Below are 17,125 nucleotides of genomic sequence, written 5' to 3'. Positions count from 1 at the left end.
GATTTTGGAGACGCGTTAAATGGCGCATAACGAAGCAGTCGACGTAGTACTGGTAGGTGCGGGCATCATGAGTGCCACCCTTGCCGTGCTGCTCAAGGAGCTCGACCCCGGCCTCAAGCTGGAAGTCGTTGAGCTGATGGATTCGGGTGCCGCGGAGAGTTCCAACCCGTGGAACAACGCCGGTACCGGCCACGCCGGCCTGTGCGAGCTGAACTACACCCCGCAGGCGGGTGATGGCTCCATCGACATCAAAAAAGCCGTGCACATCAACACCCAGTTCGAGGTGTCGAAGCAGTTCTGGGCGTACCTGACCAAAAAAGGCACCTTTGGCTCGTCCAAGTCCTTTATCAGCCCAGTGCCGCACCTGAGCTTCGTGCAGGGCGAAAAAGGCGTGTCGTTCCTCAAGAAGCGCTTTGAAACCCTCAGCCAGCACCACGCGTTCTCGGATATGCACTACACCGAAGACCGTGCCGAAATGGCCGAGTGGATGCCGCTGATGATGCCGGGCCGCCCGGCTGACGAAAAAATCGCCGCGACCCGCGTGATGAACGGCACCGACGTCAACTTCGGCGCTCTGACCAACCAATTGCTCGCGCACCTGAGCAGCTCGGCCGATGCCCAGGTCAAGTACAGCAAGCGCGTCACCGGCCTCAAGCGCAATGGTGCTGGCTGGACCGTGAGCATCAAGGACGTCAACAGCGGCAACACGCGCCATGTCGACGCCAAGTTCGTGTTCCTCGGCGCCGGCGGCGCGGCCCTGCCGCTGCTGCAAGCCTCAGGCATCGAAGAGAGCAAGGGCTTTGGCGGTTTCCCGGTCAGCGGCCAGTGGCTGCGTTGCGACAACCCGCAAGTGGTCAAGCAGCACCAGGCCAAGGTCTACAGCCAGGCCGCCGTGGGTTCGCCGCCGATGTCGGTGCCGCACCTGGACACCCGCGTGGTGGATGGCAAGAAATCCCTGCTGTTCGGGCCATATGCCGGCTTCACCACCAAGTTCCTCAAGTTCGGTTCGTTCCTTGACCTGCCGATGTCGATTCGCCTGGGCAACATCGGCCCGATGCTGGCCGTGGCCCGGGACAACATGGACCTGACCAAGTACCTGGTCAGCGAAGTGATGCAGTCCATGGAGCAGCGCCTGGAATCCCTGCGCCGCTTCTACCCCGAAGCCAAAGCCGAGGACTGGCGCCTGGAAGTGGCCGGCCAACGGGTGCAGATCATCAAGAAAGACCCGAAGAAAGGCGGCGTGCTGCAATTCGGCACCGAGCTGGTCGCGGCCAAGGACGGTTCGCTGGCGGCACTGCTGGGCGCCTCTCCAGGGGCTTCGGTGACTGTTTCGATCATGCTGGATCTGATCGAACGCTGCTTCCCGACCCAGGCGGCCGGCGAGTGGGCGGCCAAGCTGCAGGAGATCTTCCCGGCCCGGGAAAAAGTCCTGGAAACCGATGCCGAGCTGTATCGCAAGATCAGCGTGCAGAACAACATCAGCCTGGAGCTGGTTGAGCAAGGTAGCGAGGCCGCAAGCTACGCCTGACGCCTACAAAAAGACAAAAAACGCCCCGCTCTCGTGATGAGAACGGGGCGTTTTTGTATGTCTTGGAAATCAGCCGCGGGCTTGTTCGATCAGCTCGAGGTACTCATCCGCGTTGCGCTGGTCCTTGATCAGATCGACGAAGGTCTGGCCATGCTCATCCTTGCCGTCGAGGTCCAGCCCGGCCTCTTTGAAAAAGGTCAGGAAACGTCCGAAGTCATCGATGCGCAGGCCGCGATAGGCTTTGATCAGTTTGTGCAGGGACGGTGAAGTGGCGTCGACCGGTTCAAAATCCAGGAACAGCTTGATCTGATCGTCGCCGATCTCGTCACCAATCACTTGTTTCTTATCTTTACGCATTGCCGACTCCAGCCTGCAGACATTTACACGGGAGTGGAAGTCTACCTGCGGGACACAAGGTTCGGAAGCCACGAGGCTCTATGTGAGAGCGGGCTTGTCGGGTCGCCGCATCGCCGCGATGGCGGTGGGTCAGTCGAATATATCTAACCTGACACTCCGCTATCGCGGCGATGCGGCGACCCGACAAGCCCGCTCCCACACAAACCCACCTGTTTTTTTGCTGCCAGGTTCAATCGAACTGGGCCAGCATCCAGCGATGATACTCAGCCATGCCAGCCTCGCCTTCCCGGGGCGCCCAGGTGGCCAGTTCGCCCTCGCCCACCGGGCGATAGGGGCCAGCCTTGCACTCGAACATCATCGTGTCGGGCTCAAGCACCACCAGGCCATGGAAAACACCGGGCGATAGGTCGACACCCAGGCAATCTCCACCCGCCTGCAAGACGCGCCGCTCCAGGACCTCGCCTGACTCGCTGAAGATCAGAATGCCCAGGCGCCCCTTGAGTACCAGCAGGGTCTCGGCTTTGTCAGCGGTGAGATGACGATGGGGCTGCACATAAGTGTGTGGCTGCAACCCAACAGCCATGCGATGGCAAGGTTCTTCCATCTGGTGGAAGTTGACGTTCTGCCGGCCACGGGGGTTGAGGGCGGCTTTCTCGGCCAATTCGGCAAACAGCGACTGATCAAGAAAACGCGCCATGGCTTACATCCCCTTCACGGCAAAGATGCCATTGGCGTTGCGCCAGTAGCCCTTGTAGTCCATGCCATAACCGAAAATGTAACGGTCGATGCACGGCAGGCCAACATAATCAGCCTTCAGGTCTGGGCGGGCCTTGCGGTCGTGGTCCTTGTCGATCAGCACGGCGGTGTGCACTTTGCGCGCGCCGGCGTGTTTGCAGAAGTCGATGATCGCGCCCAGGGTATGACCTTCGTCGAGGATGTCATCGATGATCAGCACGTCACGGTCGATGAACGACACTTCCGGCTTGGCCTTCCAGAACAGGTCGCCGCCGCTGGTTTCGTTGCGATAGCGCGTGGCGTGCAAGTAGGACGCTTCCAGCGGGAATTGCAGATGAGTCAGCAATTTGCCGGCGAAAATCAGACCGCCGTTCATCACACAGAACACCACCGGGTTGGTATCGGCCATTTCACGGGTGATGTGCGCGCCGACCTTGGCGATAGCCTCTTCGACTTGCGCTTCGGTGTATAGGCAGTCAGCCTCGTGCATGATTTGACGGATATGCTCGAGATCAGCGGACATGGCGCTCTCCAGGGGTACTGTGGCAAGAAAAGCGGGCGAAGGTACGCCTCTGGGACGCAACGTTCAAGCCTTTATGGACTAACGTACTTGTTGTCTATAGGACAACACCCTCGGATAGATTAATCTAGGCCGGTTTTTTTGCCCGCCGCCGGAGCCTTTCCCCATGCCCATCCGTGAGATCCGCCACCCGCTGATCCGACACAAGCTCGGCCTTATGCGCCGCGCCGACATTAGCACGAAGAACTTCCGTGAGCTTGCTCAGGAAGTCGGAGCGTTGCTCACCTACGAAGCCACCAAAGATTTGCCCCTGGAAAACTACGAGATCCCCGGTTGGTGCGGTCCCGTCCAGGTCGAGAAAATCGCCGGCAAGAAAATTACCGTGGTGCCGATCCTGCGCGCCGGTATCGGCATGCTTGAAGGCGTGCTGAGCCTGATCCCGGGCGCCAAGGTCAGCGCTGTGGGCGTCGCCCGCAACGAAGAGACCCTGCAGGCCCACACCTACCTGGAAAAACTCGTCCCGGAAATCGACGAGCGCCTGGCGATGATCATCGACCCGATGCTGGCCACCGGTAGCTCCATGGTTGCCACCATCGATCTGCTGAAGAAAGCCGGCTGCAAGGACATCCGCGCCATGGTGCTGGTCGCTGCTCCCGAAGGTATTGCCGCCGTCGAAAAAGCGCACCCGGATGTAGTGATCTATACCGCGTCCATCGATGAGCGCCTGAACGAGCACGGCTACATCATTCCGGGCCTGGGCGATGCTGGCGACAAGATCTTCGGCACCAAGCAGAAGGACGCGTGAGCATGCAGGATGAATTCAACGACCCGCTTTGGCGCCAGATCCTGTCTGGCGCACAAATGCTCTTCGTAGCATTTGGCGCGCTGGTGTTGATGCCACTGATCACAGGTCTTGATCCAAACGTTGCGCTGTTTACCGCAGGCCTGGGCACATTGCTGTTCCAGGTCGTCACGGGGCGCCAAGTGCCGGTGTTCCTGGCCTCGAGCTTTGCCTTTATCACCCCGATCATTCTCGCCAAGGGCCAGTTCGGCCTTGCGGCGACCATGGGCGGGGTGATGGCGGCGGGTTTCGTCTACACCTTCCTCGGCCTGGCCGTGAAGATCAAAGGCACCGGTTTTATCGACCGGCTGCTGCCGCCCGTGGTGATCGGACCGGTGATCATCTCCATCGGCCTGGCCATGGCGCCGATTGCCGCGAACATGGCAATGGGCAAGTCGGGCGACGGTGCCGAGCTGATCCACTACCAGACGGCAATGCTGATCTCGATGCCGGCGCTGCTGACCACGCTGATCGTGGCCGTATTCGGCAAGGGCATTTTCCGCCTGGTGCCGATCATTGCCGGGGTGCTGGTGGGTTTTGGCATGTCGTTCTACTTTGGCGTGGTCGACACCGCGAAGATCGCCGCCGCCCCGTGGTTCGCCCTGCCCCACTTCACCGCGCCGGAATTCAACTGGCAGGCGATTCTGTTCATCGTCCCGGTAGCCCTGGCACCAGCCATTGAACACATCGGCGGCGTGATTGCCGTGGGTAGCGTGACCGGTCGCGATTACCTGAAAAAGCCCGGCCTGCATCGCACGCTATTGGGCGACGGCATCGCCACCACCACGGCTGGCCTGTTCGGCGGCCCGCCCAACACTACCTACGCCGAAGTGACCGGCGCGGTAATGCTGACCAAGAACTACAACCCGAAAATCATGACCTGGGCGGCGGTATTTGCCATCACCCTGGCCTTTGTCGGCAAGTTCGGCGCGCTGCTGCAGAGCATTCCGGTGCCGGTGATGGGCGGGATTCTGTGCCTGCTGTTCGGTTCGATTGCGGCGGTGGGGATGAACACCTTGATCCGTCACAAGATCGACCTGGGGGAGGCGCGCAATCTGGTGATTGTGTCGGTGACCCTGGTGTTCGGGATAGGTGGTGTGCTGATCGGCACCGGCACTGGCCCGGACGATTTCGGCCTCAAGGGCATCGCCCTGTGCGCGGTGGTAGCGATTGGCCTGAACCTGCTGCTGCCGGGCAATGATGGCTGGAAGCACAAGAAGCCGGACGAGCCGTTGCTCTGAAGGTTAGGGACTGTCGGTGTTGCTGATGGCCTCATCGCGGGCAAGCCCGGCTCCCACATGGGAACGCATTCCAATGTGGGAGCCGGGCTTGCCCGCGATGAGGCCAGTCCAGCCAATATAGATCTAAGCCTTAAAGATCGCCCAAGCCATCGATCAACGCCTGGTTCTGCTCAGGCGTACCGATGCTGATCCGCAGGAACTGGGCAATCCGCTCCTGCTTGAAGTGCCGCACGATCACCCCTTGCTCACGCAGCTTGGCCGCCAGGCTGGCCGCGTCGTGCCGTGGGTGGCGAGCGAAGATGAAGTTGGCAGCCGACGGTAGCACTTCAAAGCCTTTGTCCTGCAACTGCGCAACCACCTTCTCGCGGCTGTCGATCACCAATTGGCAGGTCTTCTCGAAGTATTCACGATCTTCAAAGGCCGCCGCCGCGCCGACAATCGCCAGGCGATCCAGTGGATAGGAGTTGAAGCTGTTCTTGACCCGCTCCAGCGCCTCGATCAGGTCCGGATGCCCCACCGCCAGGCCTACCCGCAAACCGGCCAGTGAGCGCGATTTGGAGAGGGTCTGGGTGACCAGCAGGTTGGGGTAGCGATCCACCAGGCTGATGGCGGTTTCGCCGCCGAAGTCGATATAGGCTTCATCGACCACCACCACCGAATCCGGGCTGGCCTTGAGCACCTGCTCCACCGCGTCCAGCGCCAGCACGCAGCCGGTCGGCGCGTTCGGGTTGGGGAAGATGATCCCGCCGTTGGGCTTGGCGTAGTCCGCCACGCGGATCTGGAACTGCTCGTCCAGCGGCACCGGGGCCGAGGTGATGCCATACAGGCCGCAGTACACCGGGTAGAAGCTGTAGCTGATATCCGGGAACAACAGTGGCAGGTCGTGCTGGAACAGACCGTGGAAGATATGCGCCAGGACTTCGTCGGAACCGTTACCGAGGAAGACCTTGCTTCCATCCACCCCGTAGTACTTGGCCACGGCCTGCTTGAGCAGGTCGCTGTTGGGGTCCGGGTACAAACGCAGGTTGTCGTTCAACTCGGCCTGCATCGCCGCCAGGGCCTTGGGCGACGGGCCATAGGGATTTTCGTTGGTGTTGAGCTTGACCAGCTTGGTCAGCTTCGGCTGCTCGCCGGGCACGTAAGGCACGAGGTCCTTGACGAAAGGGCTCCAGAATTTGCTCATGTCTTACTCCCCCTTGACGATGCGGTATTCGGCGCTGCGGGCGTGCGCGCTCAACGATTCACCACGGGCCAGCACCGAGGCGGTCTTGCCTAGCTCGGAAGCACCTTGTGGCGAGCAAAAGATGATCGACGAGCGCTTCTGGAAGTCATACACCCCCAGCGGCGACGAAAATCGCGCAGTGCCCGAGGTCGGCAACACATGGTTGGGGCCGGCGCAGTAGTCACCCAGGGCTTCGCTGGTGTGGCGACCCATGAAGATCGCACCGGCGTGGCGAATCGATGGCAGCCAGGCCTGTGGGTCGGCCACCGACAGCTCCAAGTGCTCAGGGGCAATGCGGTTGGCCACTTCGATAGCCTGTTCCATGTCCCGCACCTGGATCAGCGCCCCCCGGCCATTGATCGACTTCTCGATAATCTCGGCGCGGTCCATGGTCGGCAGCAACTTGTTGATGCTCGCCGCCACCTTGTCGAGGAACTCGGCGTCGGGGCTGACCAGGATCGCCTGGGCGTCTTCGTCGTGCTCGGCCTGGGAGAACAGGTCCATGGCGATCCAGTCCGGATCGGTCTGGCCGTCGCACACCACGAGGATTTCCGAAGGGCCGGCGATCATGTCGATCCCGACTTGGCCAAACACATGGCGCTTGGCGGTGGCGACATAGATGTTGCCGGGGCCGACCACCTTGTCTACTTTCGGCACGCTTTCGGTGCCATAGGCCAACGCAGCGACGGCCTGGGCGCCACCGATGGTAAACACGCGGTCAACGCCTGCGATGCAAGCGGCAGCCAGCACCAGTTCGTTGATTTCACCGCGCGGGGTCGGGACCACCATGACCACTTCGGTCACACCCGCCACTTTGGCGGGAATGGCATTCATCAGCACCGACGAAGGGTATGAAGCCTTGCCGCCTGGCACGTACAGGCCGGCGCGGTCCAGGGGCGTGACTTTCTGCCCCAGCACCGTGCCATCAGCCTCGGTGTAGCTCCAGGAATCCTGCTTCTGTTTTTCGTGGTAGCTGCGCACCCGCGCGGCCGCGACTTCCAGGGCTTCACGCTGGGGCGCGGTGATGCGCGTCAGGGCCAACTCCAGGCGTTCGCGGGGCAGGATCAGGTCGGCCATGGACTTGACGTCCAGGCCGTCGAACTGGCGGGTAAAGTCCACCAGCGCCGCATCGCCGCGCTCACGCACGGCCTTGATGATGTCGAGCACCCGCTGGTTGACCGAGTCGTCGGACACACTTTCCCAGCTCAGCAGATGATCCAGATGATGGGCGAAATCCGGGTCGGCAGCGTTGAGTCGGGCAATTGCAGTGGACGTGGTCATAGCGAGGGCCTCAATAGTATTGGCAAAAACTCAGGCGCCCTAAACTAGCAGTCGTTTCCGCTTGGGCACCTGAGAATTCTGGCTATGAGGCGGATAGACGGGCGCGACCTAGGGCCGCGCAGGTGAGTCAACCGCGGTGTCGAGACTCCACTGCCTTGCGCAGGGTGTCGATCAACGCCTGGATCCGGGCGTGCTGCATTTTCATCGAAGCTTTGTTGACGATCAGGCGGGAGCTGATGTCAGCGATAAAGTCCTGGGGTTCCAGGCCGTTGGCGCGCAGGGTGTTGCCGGTGTCGACCACGTCGATGATCTTGTCGGCCAGGCCGATCAGCGGTGCCAGCTCCATCGAGCCATAGAGCTTGATGATATCGACCTGGCGGCCTTGCTCGGCGTAATAACGCTTGGCGACGTTGACGAACTTGGTGGCCACCCGCAGGCGGCCTTTTGGCTCGACGTCACCGACACGACCGGCAGTCATCAGCTTGCACAGGGCGATACGCAGGTCCAGCGGCTCGTACAGGCCCTGGCCGCCGTATTCCATCAACACGTCTTTACCGGCGACACCAAGGTCGGCGGCGCCATGTTCCACGTAGGTCGGCACGTCGGTAGCCCGCACGATCAACAGGCGAACGTCGTCCTGGGTCGTGGGGATGATCAGCTTGCGGCTCTTGTCCGGATTCTCGGTCGGCACGATGCCCGCTTCAGCCAGAAGCGGCAAAGTATCGTCAAGGATGCGGCCCTTGGACAGTGCGATGGTCAACATGGGAAACGTCAGTCCTTCATCAGGCTATTGCTGTCCGGTCGCAAACGGCGCCAGACACAGATCGAGGCCATTACAGCCTCGATTTGAAACAAATTCAGCCAAGGCGTGCCTGTGCACACCTCGGGCGGGCGCTTCCCTGCGCCCGAGCAGTGGGGACTAGCCCGGTACGCGGCGAATTTTTGCGCCGAGCATCTGCAGTTTTTCTTCGATGCACTCGTAGCCACGGTCTATGTGGTAGATGCGATCGATCAGGGTGTCGCCGTCAGCGCACAGCGCCGAGATCACCAGGCTGGCCGAAGCCCGCAGGTCGGTGGCCATTACTGGCGCGCCCTTGAGCTGCTCGATACCGGTGACGATGGCTGTGTTGCCTTCGACCTGGATCTTGGCGCCCATGCGGTGCAGTTCGTACACGTGCATGAAACGGTTCTCGAAGATGGTCTCGATCACAGCACCGGTGCCTTCGGCAATCGCGTTCAGGGAGATGAACTGCGCCTGCATGTCGGTCGGGAACGCCGGGTACGGAGCGGTACGCACGTTGACGGCTTTTGGCCGCTTGCCGTGCATGTTCAGCTCGATCCAGTCTTCGCCGGTGGTGATTTCGGCACCCGCTTCGCGCAGTTTTTCCAGGACCGCTTCCAGGATGGTCGGATCGGTATCCTTGACCTTGACGCGACCACCGGTGACGGCAGCAGCAACCAGGTAGGTACCGGTCTCGATACGGTCCGGCATGACCTTATAGGTAGCCGAGTGCAGGCGCTTCACACCGTCGATGGTGATGGTGTCGGTGCCGGCGCCAGTAATGTTGGCACCCATGGCGATCAGGAAGTTGGCCAGGTCGACCACTTCCGGCTCGCGCGCGGCGTTTTGCAGGACGCTGCGGCCGTTGGCCAGGGCAGCGGCCATCATGATGTTCTCGGTACCGGTCACGCTGACGGTATCAAAGAAGAAGTTCGCGCCACGCAGGCCGCCTTCCGGCGCCTTGGCCTTGATGTAGCCGCCTTCGACGTCGATGGTTGCACCCATGGCTTCAAGGCCACGGATGTGCAGGTCTACCGGCCGCGAGCCAATGGCGCAACCGCCAGGCAGTGCCACTTCGGCTTCGCCGAAACGGGCAACCATCGGGCCCAGTACCAGGATCGAGGCACGCATGGTTTTCACCAGTTCGTACGGGGCGATCAGGGTCTTGATGGTGCGCGGGTCGATTTCGACCGACAGCTTCTCGTCGATCACCGGCTCAATGCCCATGCGACCGAACAGCTCGATCATGGTGGTGATGTCGTGCAGGTGCGGCAGGTTGGCTACGGTAACCGGGCCATCACACAGCAAGGTAGCGGCCAGGATCGGCAAGGCCGAGTTTTTAGCCCCGGAGATACGGATTTCGCCATCAAGACGGGCACCGCCGGTAATAATCAATTTATCCATAAGAATCTCGACGCCTTGGGGGCTCAGGTGCGCTCGGCCCAGGCCGCGCGGCTGAAAAATTTCATAGTGACCGCATGGATGCTGCCATCGGTGATCCACGGGTTCAAATGGGCATAGATCTGCTGCTGACGCTTGACCGGGCTCAATGCCGCCAGTTCATCGCTAATCACGTTCAGCTGGAAATTGCAGCCTTCGCCTTCAACTGCAACCTCAGTATTCGGCAGCTTTCCTTCAAGGAAGCTTTTAACTTCTAGGGCCTGCATGCTCAACCTCTATCGGCGCCCAGTGCGCGCGGGTCGCACATCATACAAAAAAGCCCCGCGCCTGCGAACCCCGCATAGCAGGACTCTGACGGGGGGCTTCTTCAATAATGTGTATTAAGGATGCGCCAACAGCTCGGCCAGACCGCAAACCTGGGCAATTTCCCGCATATCCTCGGGTAATGCACGAATACTGGCAGGTTTGTTGACCGCCGCGGCGTCGCGTAGGAAACACAGGAGCAATGACAAGCCAACACTGCTGGACTTCACCACCGCCGAGCAGTCGATAACCACTGCCGACGCAGTGCTGGCATTGATCAGCGCCTGGCCCTGCTTGCGCAGGGCCGGCCCGGTGCTGTAGTCGAGCACGCCACTTAAGAGCAGCTCGCCGGCCTGGCCTTGACGAACAGCCGACTCAGTCATGGGGCCTGCTTCTCTGCAGCTTCTTCGGTCACTTCCTTGGCCTTGGCCACTTCGCCGGCCCAACCATCGATGGTCTTGTCCAGGTCGTTGCCATTGCGCTGCATGGCATCGGCGAACTGGTCACGGAACAGCTTGCCGATGTTGATGCCGTTGATGATCACGTTGCGCACTTTCCATTCACCGTTGATTTTCTCGAGGGTGTAGGAAACCGGGTAGATCGAGCCATTGTTGCCCTTGACCTGCATATCCACGCTGGTACGGTTGCCGGACTCATCCTTGGCCGGAGATACGACGATACCCTGGTTGTTGTATTCCAGCAGGGCGTTGCCGTAGAACTGCATCAGGCTGCGCTTGAAGTTTTCCTGGAAACGCTGCATCTGCGCAGGCGTGGCCTTGCGCGAGTACTTGACAGTCATGATGCTGCGGGAGATGCCATCAGCATCGACCACCGGGCCCACGATACCGTTGAGGGCATCGTAGAACGCGCTTGGGCTCTGCTTGTACTGCTCTTTGTTTGCGGCAAGGTCAGCCAGCAGCTCTTTGGTGGTTCTATCAATTATGTCGTGCGCCGAAGGCGCTGCCACGGCGTTAGCCATCAATGGCAAGGCTGCCAACAGCACCAACAGGCCACGTCGCAAGGTTGAGATCATGAACAAACTCCTCATTTGGCGTCTTTACTAACCGTATTAAGCAGGAATTTACCGATCAGGTCCTCCAGCACCAACGACGACTGTGTGTCATGAATGGTCGAACCATCCTTGAGCAAGGCTTCTTCCCCGCCCACGCTGATACCGATGTACTTCTCGCCCAGCAGACCCGCCGTGAGGATAGACGCCGTGGAGTCAGTCGGCAGGTTATCTACCTTCTTGTCCAGTTGCAGGGTCACTCGGCCGGTGAAGCTGTCGCGGTCCAGATCGATTGCCGTGACCTTGCCGATGGTCACACCGGCCATGGTCACTTTGGATCTGACCGTCAAACCGGCGATATTGTCGAAGTAGGCGTAAAGTTTATAGGTGTCGGCGCTGGAGCTGGCCGACAAGCCGCTGACTCGCAGGGCAAGCAACAGTAAAGCCAGGATGCCAGCCAGCAAGAAAAGGCCGACACCGATTTCCACAGTGCGGTTTTGCATCAGAAATCTCCAAACATCAAGGCGGTCAAAATGAAGTCAAGACCCAGTACCGCCAGCGAGGCGTACACAACGGTCTTGGTGGTGGCACGACTGATCCCTTCTGAAGTGGGCTCACAGTCATAGCCTTGGAATACGGCGATCCAAGTCACGACGAAGGCGAAGACGATGCTCTTGATAATGCCATTGAGCACGTCACCGCTGAACGTCACGCTGTTTTGCATGTTGGCCCAGTAGGAGCCGTCGTAGACCCCCAGCCAGTCCACTGCCACCCATGAGCCGCCCCAGATCCCGACCACGCTGAAAATCATCGCCAGCAGAGGCAGGGAAATGAAGCCGGCCCACAGGCGCGGGGCAACGATGTACTTGAGCGGGTCCACGCCGATCATTTCCAGGCTGGACAACTGCTCGGTGGCCTTCATGTTGCCGATCTCGGCAGTCAACGCAGAACCGGCGCGCCCGGCAAACAGCAACGCGGTGACCACCGGCCCCAGTTCACGCAGCAGCGTCAGCGCAACCATCTGCCCCACCGCCTGCTCGGAACCGTAGCTGGACAGGATATTGAAGCCCTGCAACGCCAGCACCATGCCGATGAAAACCCCGGAGACCACGATGATCACCAGGGACATCACGCCCACCGAGTGCAACTGCTTGAGCAGCAAGCCAAAACCGCCGCCGATACTGCCGCGGCCCAGCAAGGCGTGAAACAGGAAAATCGTCGAACGCCCGAGCACTTCGACAATGTCGATGCCGGAACGACCGAAAAGGCGAACCCTCTCGATTAAAGATGTCTTGCGCATCAGCGCTTCCCCAGGAGATCTGCGCGGTAATCCGCTGCCGGAAAATGAAAAGGCACCGGGCCATCAGGATCGCCGGTCATGAATTGGCGAATGCGCGGGTTATCAGCGTTCATCAGCTCTTCAGGCGTGCCCTGGCCCAATACCTGGCCATCGCCGACCACATAGAGGTAGTCGGCAATGCTCGCGGTTTCGGCCAGGTCGTGGGAAACCACGATACTGGTGATGCCCAGCGCATCGTTGAGCAGGCGGATCAGGCGCACCAGGACGCCCATGGCGATAGGGTCCTGGCCGACGAACGGCTCGTCATACATGAGGATCTGCGGATCGAGCGCAATCGCCCGCGCCAGGGCGACACGCCGCTTCATACCGCCGGAGAGTTCATCTGGCATCAGGTCGATGGCACCGCGAAGGCCGACGGCCTGCAGCTTCAACAAAACAATGTCACGAATCATTTCTTCGGACAGCTGGGTGTGCACTCGCAGCGGGAACGCGACGTTTTCGAAAACATCGAGGTCGGTGAACAGAGCGCCGCTCTGGAACAGCACCCCCATGTGCTTGCGCGCATCGAACAAGTCGCTGCGCGACAGGGTCGGCAGGTTCTGGCCATTGACCCAGACCTCCCCGGCAGTCGGACGCAACTGCATGCCCATCAGGCGCAGCAGAGTCGTCTTGCCGCAACCGGAAGGGCCCATGATACCCGTCACCTTGCCGCGGGGAATGCGAATATCGACATTATTGAAGATGCTGCGCGTACCGCGCTTGAAGGAAAGGCCCTTCAGCTCGACCGCGTAGGCGTTATCGGCACTCATCTAAACTCCTTGGGATGCAGCTTCTCACTCAGACACCATGCTTGGGACAACTGCTTGCGACAGTTAGACACATGTGCGCTGCGCGGACCGAACTGGCGGCGAACTATATCACTGCTGACGTAGAGCGCCCAAGGCCGCAGCAGCGCTTGTTCAGAAACAGGACAGGTAAAAAGCGCATTTGGGACTGATCTCACTCTCTAGAAGAACAACAGCTGACGAACTTGCGTGAGGGAATTGCTCAATCCCGCTATAATCGCCGACTTTTCGTCAGGCTATACGATTTCAGACATGAGCCAATCCAACGACCTTATTCAATCCGCACAACGCACCATCCGCCTCGAGCTTGAAGCCGTAGAAGGCTTGCTGGCCCATATCGACGCAGATTTCGTACGCGCCTGCGAGATGATCCTGGCCAGTAAAGGCCGGGTTGTCGTGGTCGGCATGGGCAAGTCAGGCCATGTCGGCAACAAGATTGCCGCCACCCTGGCGAGCACCGGCACCACGGCTTTTTTCGTGCACCCGGCCGAAGCCAGCCACGGTGACATGGGCATGATTACCCGCGACGACGTGATCGTCGCCCTGTCTAACTCCGGCACCACCAACGAAATCGTGACCCTGCTGCCCCTGATCAAGCGCCTGGGCATCAAGCTGATCAGCATGACCGGTAACCCGGACTCGACGCTGGCCAAGGCCGCCGAAGTGAACCTGAACGTGCATGTGACCCATGAAGCCTGCCCACTGAACCTGGCGCCGACCTCCTCCACCACCGCCGCCCTGGTCATGGGCGACGCGCTGGCCGTAGCACTGCTGGAAGCCCGTGGTTTTACCGCCGAAGACTTCGCCTTTTCCCACCCGGGTGGCGCCCTTGGCCGTCGCCTGCTGCTGAAAGTGGAAAACGTCATGCATGCTGGCGATGAGCTGCCACAGGTACAGCGTGGCACGCTGCTCAAGGACGCGCTGATGGAAATGACCCGCAAGGGCCTGGGCATGACCGTGATCCTCGAGGCCGACGGGCGCCTGGCCGGGGTGTTCACCGACGGCGACCTGCGTCGCACCCTGGACCGCACCATCGATATCCATACCGCGACTATCGATCAAGTCATGACCCCCCACGGCAAGACCGCCCGCGCCGAAATGCTCGCGGCGGAAGCCCTGAAGATCATGGAAGATCATAAAATCGGCGCCCTGGTGGTGGTCGATGATGCCGACCATCCGATTGGCGCCCTGAACATGCACGATTTGCTGCGCGCAGGAGTGATGTAAATGAGCAACGACCTGTTGCAACGGGGCAAGGCCATCAAACTGGCAATTTTCGATGTGGACGGCGTGCTGACCGATGGCCGCCTGTACTTCCTCGAAGACGGCAGTGAATTCAAGACGTTCAACACGCTGGACGGCCAGGGCATCAAGATGCTGATGGCCTCTGGCGTGCAAACCGCGATTATCAGTGGTCGCAAGACCCCGGTCGTGGAACGCCGCGCACAAAACCTGGGGATTCCTTACCTGTATCAGGGCCGCGAGGATAAACTGGTGGTCCTGGATGAGCTTCTTGGGAAACTCAACCTAAGCTATGAGCAGGTCGCCTATCTGGGTGACGACTTACCTGACTTGCCGGTGATTCGCCGCGTCGGCCTGGGCATGGCGGTGGCCAATGCCGCGTCATTTGTTCGCGAACACGCCCACGGCATTACCCAGGCCCGTGGCGGCGAAGGTGCCGCGCGCGAGTTCTGCGAGCTGATCCTGCGCGCCCAGGGCAGCCTTGAAGCGGCCCACGCCGCCTACCTATAGAGCCTTCTATGCTGAGCAAAAAGATTCGCAACTTCCTGATATTCGGAGCCATCGCCGCGCTGTTCCTCGCGGTGGGCTACTGGAATATCAGCCCGGAGCGCTTCCTCGACCAGCCTGTCGCGCAGGTCGACCAGGGCGCCATCGACTATTACGCCACCAACGCCTACAGCGTGCAGTTCCTGCCAGACGGCAAGGTGCAGTACGAAATGACGTCGGACAAGGTCGAACACCTGAAGGCTTCGGAGGTCACACTGCTGACCAATCCGGACCTGAACCTGTATCGCGGCACCGAATTTCCGTGGCACGTCACCAGCAAGCGTGGCGAGGTCAACCCGGACGGTACCGAAGTGGAGCTGATCGACTCGGTGCGTGTTGCCCGCACTGACGCCCAGAACCGCGACACCATTATTACCAGCAGTCGCATGACCGTATTCCCACAGAAGCAATATGCGCAGACCGAGCAAGACGTTAGAATCGACGGCGCTGGCGGTGTATCGACTGGCAAGGGAATGAAAGCGTATTTGAAAGAAAGCAGGATACACCTGCTATCGAACGTAAGAGGACAGTATGAGGCTCGTTAAAACCCTCCCTATTTTGCTCGGTCTGGGCGCAGCACTGGGAAGCGTGAGCGCCTGGGCTCTGCCGAACGATAGCCAGCAACCGATCCACATTCAGGCTGACGATGCGCAGTTGGATGACAAACAAGGTATCGCGACCTACAAGGGCGACGTAATCATCACTCAAGGCTCGATGAAGATTACCGGCAATACCGTAACCCTGACCCGCACCCCGGCTGGCGACATCGACGTCGTGACCTCGGTGGGCAACCTTGCCTATTTCGAGCAGCAACAGGCGGCGACCGACCCAGCTCCGATCAAGGGCTACGGCGTGACCATCCAGTACCATGCCCCGCAGAATCGCATCGTACTGACCGACCGCGCCAAAGTGATCAGCAGTGACGGCAACTCGACCGAAGGCGAGAAAATCGTCTACGACACCGTCAAGCAGGTCGCCACTGCCGGCCGCGCCAATGGCACCAAGGTCACTGCGCCACGTCCGCGAATCGACATGGTTATCCAGCCGAAGAAGAAGGCCCAGTAATGGCAACCCTGAAAGCCCAGCATCTGGCCAAGGCCTATAAAAGCCGTCAGGTCGTGCGCGACGTCAGCCTGTCGATCGACAGCGGCCAGATCGTCGGCCTGCTTGGCCCCAACGGTGCCGGCAAGACCACCTGCTTCTACATGATTGTCGGCCTGGTCCAGGCGGACCAGGGTCGCGTATTGATCGACGACCTGGACGTCAGCCACCAGCCCATGCACGGTCGTGCACGGGCCGGGATCGGCTATCTCCCCCAGGAGGCGTCGATCTTCCGCAAACTGTCGGTGTCCGACAACATCATGGCGATCCTTGAAACCCGCAAGGAACTGGATCGCGACGGACGCCGCCAGGAGCTGGAAAGCCTGCTGCAGGAGTTCCACATCAACCACATTCGCGACAACCTCGGCATGAGCCTGTCCGGCGGCGAGCGCCGTCGCGTGGAAATCGCCCGCGCCCTGGCCACTGCACCGAAGTTCATCCTGCTGGATGAACCCTTCGCCGGTGTCGACCCGATTTCGGTAGGCGACATCAAGCAGATCATCCATCACCTCAAGGCCAAGGGGATCGGCGTACTGATCACCGACCACAACGTGCGTGAGACCCTGGATATCTGCGAAACCGCCTACATCGTCAACGACGGCCAACTGATTGCCGAAGGCGACTCCGCCACCATCCTGGCCAACGAACTGGTCAAGGAAGTGTACCTGGGGCACGAGTTCCGCCTGTAAGCGCTGGGGTGTCAGGACATTCGCCATCAGGCGCGGGAGTCAATAAAAACCTCATTATTTTTATTGTTACCGCGCTCTAGGCAAAGCCCCCGATATCAGGCATATAATTTGCTTATGTTTGGCGCTCACGCGCCCTGTCGTGGATGGCGCATTGCGCCGGCGAATAAGGTGTTAAGCCCCTGC

21 protein-coding genes are annotated in these 17,125 nt (G+C 60.3%); 8 read left to right on the top strand and 13 right to left on the bottom strand.

Annotated elements, in window-relative coordinates; genetic code table 11:
• Positions 1–19: 19 nt before the first annotated feature.
• Positions 20–1,528: a malate dehydrogenase (quinone) gene (gene mqo, locus HBO12_RS06530; RefSeq protein ID WP_169956399.1), complete on the top strand. Its 1,509-nt coding sequence runs from the start codon at positions 20–22 to the stop codon at positions 1,526–1,528.
• Positions 1,529–1,597: 69 nt separating this feature from the next.
• On the opposite strand, the gene HBO12_RS06525 is transcribed toward mqo, so the two are convergent.
• The 3 genes from HBO12_RS06525 to HBO12_RS06515 form a co-directional block, all read right to left on the bottom strand.
• On the bottom strand, positions 1,598–1,885 hold the full coding sequence (locus tag HBO12_RS06525) for a PA4642 family protein (protein WP_169956401.1): 288 nt from the start codon (positions 1,883–1,885) through the stop codon (positions 1,598–1,600).
• Between the two features lie 229 nt (positions 1,886–2,114).
• The gene (locus tag HBO12_RS06520) at positions 2,115–2,582 is read right to left on the bottom strand and encodes a WbuC family cupin fold metalloprotein (protein WP_169950856.1); all 468 of its coding nucleotides are present in this window, start codon (positions 2,580–2,582) and stop codon (positions 2,115–2,117) included.
• A 3-nt stretch (positions 2,583–2,585) separates the two neighbouring features.
• The gene (locus HBO12_RS06515; RefSeq protein ID WP_078046900.1) at positions 2,586–3,143 is read right to left on the bottom strand and encodes a hypoxanthine-guanine phosphoribosyltransferase; all 558 of its coding nucleotides are present in this window, start codon (positions 3,141–3,143) and stop codon (positions 2,586–2,588) included.
• A 163-nt stretch (positions 3,144–3,306) separates the two neighbouring features.
• On the opposite strand from HBO12_RS06515, the gene upp reads away from it, so the two are divergent.
• Together upp and HBO12_RS06505 are read left to right on the top strand one after the other, a co-directional pair.
• Positions 3,307–3,945 carry a uracil phosphoribosyltransferase gene (upp, locus tag HBO12_RS06510; protein ID WP_029291751.1) on the top strand — a complete coding sequence of 213 codons (639 nt, stop codon included), beginning with the start codon at positions 3,307–3,309 and terminating at the stop codon, positions 3,943–3,945.
• Between the two features lie 2 nt (positions 3,946–3,947).
• Positions 3,948–5,222, top strand: coding sequence for a uracil-xanthine permease family protein (locus HBO12_RS06505; protein ID WP_169950858.1), 1,275 nt, complete (start codon positions 3,948–3,950; stop codon positions 5,220–5,222).
• Positions 5,223–5,352: 130 nt separating this feature from the next.
• Here the strand turns inward: HBO12_RS06505 and hisC are convergent, their stop codons facing one another.
• The 10 genes from hisC to HBO12_RS06455 all read right to left on the bottom strand — a co-directional run bounded on the left by hisC (position 5,353) and on the right by HBO12_RS06455 (position 13,328).
• Positions 5,353–6,405, bottom strand: a complete 1,053-nt coding sequence (gene hisC / locus HBO12_RS06500; RefSeq protein WP_170041745.1) for a histidinol-phosphate transaminase — start codon at positions 6,403–6,405, stop codon at positions 5,353–5,355.
• A gap of 3 nt (positions 6,406–6,408) precedes the next feature.
• Complete coding sequence (gene hisD / locus HBO12_RS06495) at positions 6,409–7,725, bottom strand: histidinol dehydrogenase (RefSeq protein WP_169950862.1); 1,317 nt, start codon at positions 7,723–7,725, stop codon at positions 6,409–6,411.
• A gap of 127 nt (positions 7,726–7,852) precedes the next feature.
• Positions 7,853–8,488 (bottom strand): ATP phosphoribosyltransferase, encoded by a 636-nt coding sequence (gene hisG, locus HBO12_RS06490; protein ID WP_003188599.1) that lies wholly within the window; start codon positions 8,486–8,488, stop codon positions 7,853–7,855.
• A 156-nt stretch (positions 8,489–8,644) separates the two neighbouring features.
• Entirely contained in the window at positions 8,645–9,910 is a 1,266-nt protein-coding gene (murA, locus tag HBO12_RS06485) for a UDP-N-acetylglucosamine 1-carboxyvinyltransferase (RefSeq protein WP_029291769.1), read from the bottom strand.
• Between the two features lie 23 nt (positions 9,911–9,933).
• Positions 9,934–10,173, bottom strand: a complete 240-nt coding sequence (locus HBO12_RS06480) for a BolA family protein (protein ID WP_010567702.1) — start codon at positions 10,171–10,173, stop codon at positions 9,934–9,936.
• A 114-nt stretch (positions 10,174–10,287) separates the two neighbouring features.
• Positions 10,288–10,593 (bottom strand): STAS domain-containing protein, encoded by a 306-nt coding sequence (locus tag HBO12_RS06475; protein ID WP_169950867.1) that lies wholly within the window; start codon positions 10,591–10,593, stop codon positions 10,288–10,290.
• Entirely contained in the window at positions 10,590–11,243 is a 654-nt protein-coding gene (locus HBO12_RS06470; protein WP_169950869.1) for an MlaC/ttg2D family ABC transporter substrate-binding protein, read from the bottom strand. Before HBO12_RS06470 ends, HBO12_RS06475 begins: the two co-directional genes overlap by 4 nt.
• An 11-nt stretch (positions 11,244–11,254) precedes the next feature.
• Positions 11,255–11,722, bottom strand: a complete 468-nt coding sequence (mlaD, locus tag HBO12_RS06465) for an outer membrane lipid asymmetry maintenance protein MlaD (RefSeq protein ID WP_076963541.1) — start codon at positions 11,720–11,722, stop codon at positions 11,255–11,257.
• On the bottom strand, positions 11,722–12,519 hold the full coding sequence (gene mlaE, locus HBO12_RS06460; protein WP_170041744.1) for a lipid asymmetry maintenance ABC transporter permease subunit MlaE: 798 nt from the start codon (positions 12,517–12,519) through the stop codon (positions 11,722–11,724). Before mlaE ends, mlaD begins: the two co-directional genes overlap by 1 nt.
• A complete protein-coding gene (locus tag HBO12_RS06455) occupies positions 12,519–13,328 on the bottom strand; it encodes an ATP-binding cassette domain-containing protein (protein ID WP_038443322.1) in 810 nt (269 codons plus the stop codon). Before HBO12_RS06455 ends, mlaE begins: the two co-directional genes overlap by 1 nt.
• A gap of 288 nt (positions 13,329–13,616) precedes the next feature.
• On the opposite strand from HBO12_RS06455, the gene HBO12_RS06450 reads away from it, so the two are divergent.
• From HBO12_RS06450 to lptB, 5 genes are read left to right on the top strand one after another with little or no spacing between them, the layout of a single operon-like run.
• The gene (locus HBO12_RS06450) at positions 13,617–14,591 is read left to right on the top strand and encodes a KpsF/GutQ family sugar-phosphate isomerase (RefSeq protein ID WP_169950873.1); all 975 of its coding nucleotides are present in this window, start codon (positions 13,617–13,619) and stop codon (positions 14,589–14,591) included.
• On the top strand, positions 14,592–15,116 hold the full coding sequence (locus HBO12_RS06445) for a KdsC family phosphatase (RefSeq protein WP_032860082.1): 525 nt from the start codon (positions 14,592–14,594) through the stop codon (positions 15,114–15,116).
• Positions 15,117–15,124: 8 nt separating this feature from the next.
• Entirely contained in the window at positions 15,125–15,697 is a 573-nt protein-coding gene (gene lptC / locus HBO12_RS06440) for an LPS export ABC transporter periplasmic protein LptC (RefSeq protein WP_169950875.1), read from the top strand.
• Complete coding sequence (gene lptA, locus HBO12_RS06435) at positions 15,684–16,217, top strand: lipopolysaccharide transport periplasmic protein LptA (protein WP_169950877.1); 534 nt, start codon at positions 15,684–15,686, stop codon at positions 16,215–16,217. Before lptC ends, lptA begins: the two co-directional genes overlap by 14 nt.
• The gene (gene lptB / locus HBO12_RS06430) at positions 16,217–16,942 is read left to right on the top strand and encodes an LPS export ABC transporter ATP-binding protein (RefSeq protein WP_029291791.1); all 726 of its coding nucleotides are present in this window, start codon (positions 16,217–16,219) and stop codon (positions 16,940–16,942) included. The genes lptA and lptB overlap by 1 nt, the downstream gene beginning before the upstream one ends.
• The last annotated feature ends 183 nt before the right edge of the window (positions 16,943–17,125 follow it).

Origin of the sequence: Pseudomonas sp. WS 5059 (assembly GCF_012985525.1) — a bacterium.
Taxonomy (GTDB): Bacteria; Pseudomonadota; Gammaproteobacteria; order Pseudomonadales; family Pseudomonadaceae; genus Aquipseudomonas.
Note: the sequence above shows the minus strand (reverse complement) of the source record. Positions and strands in the feature narration are given on the sequence as shown.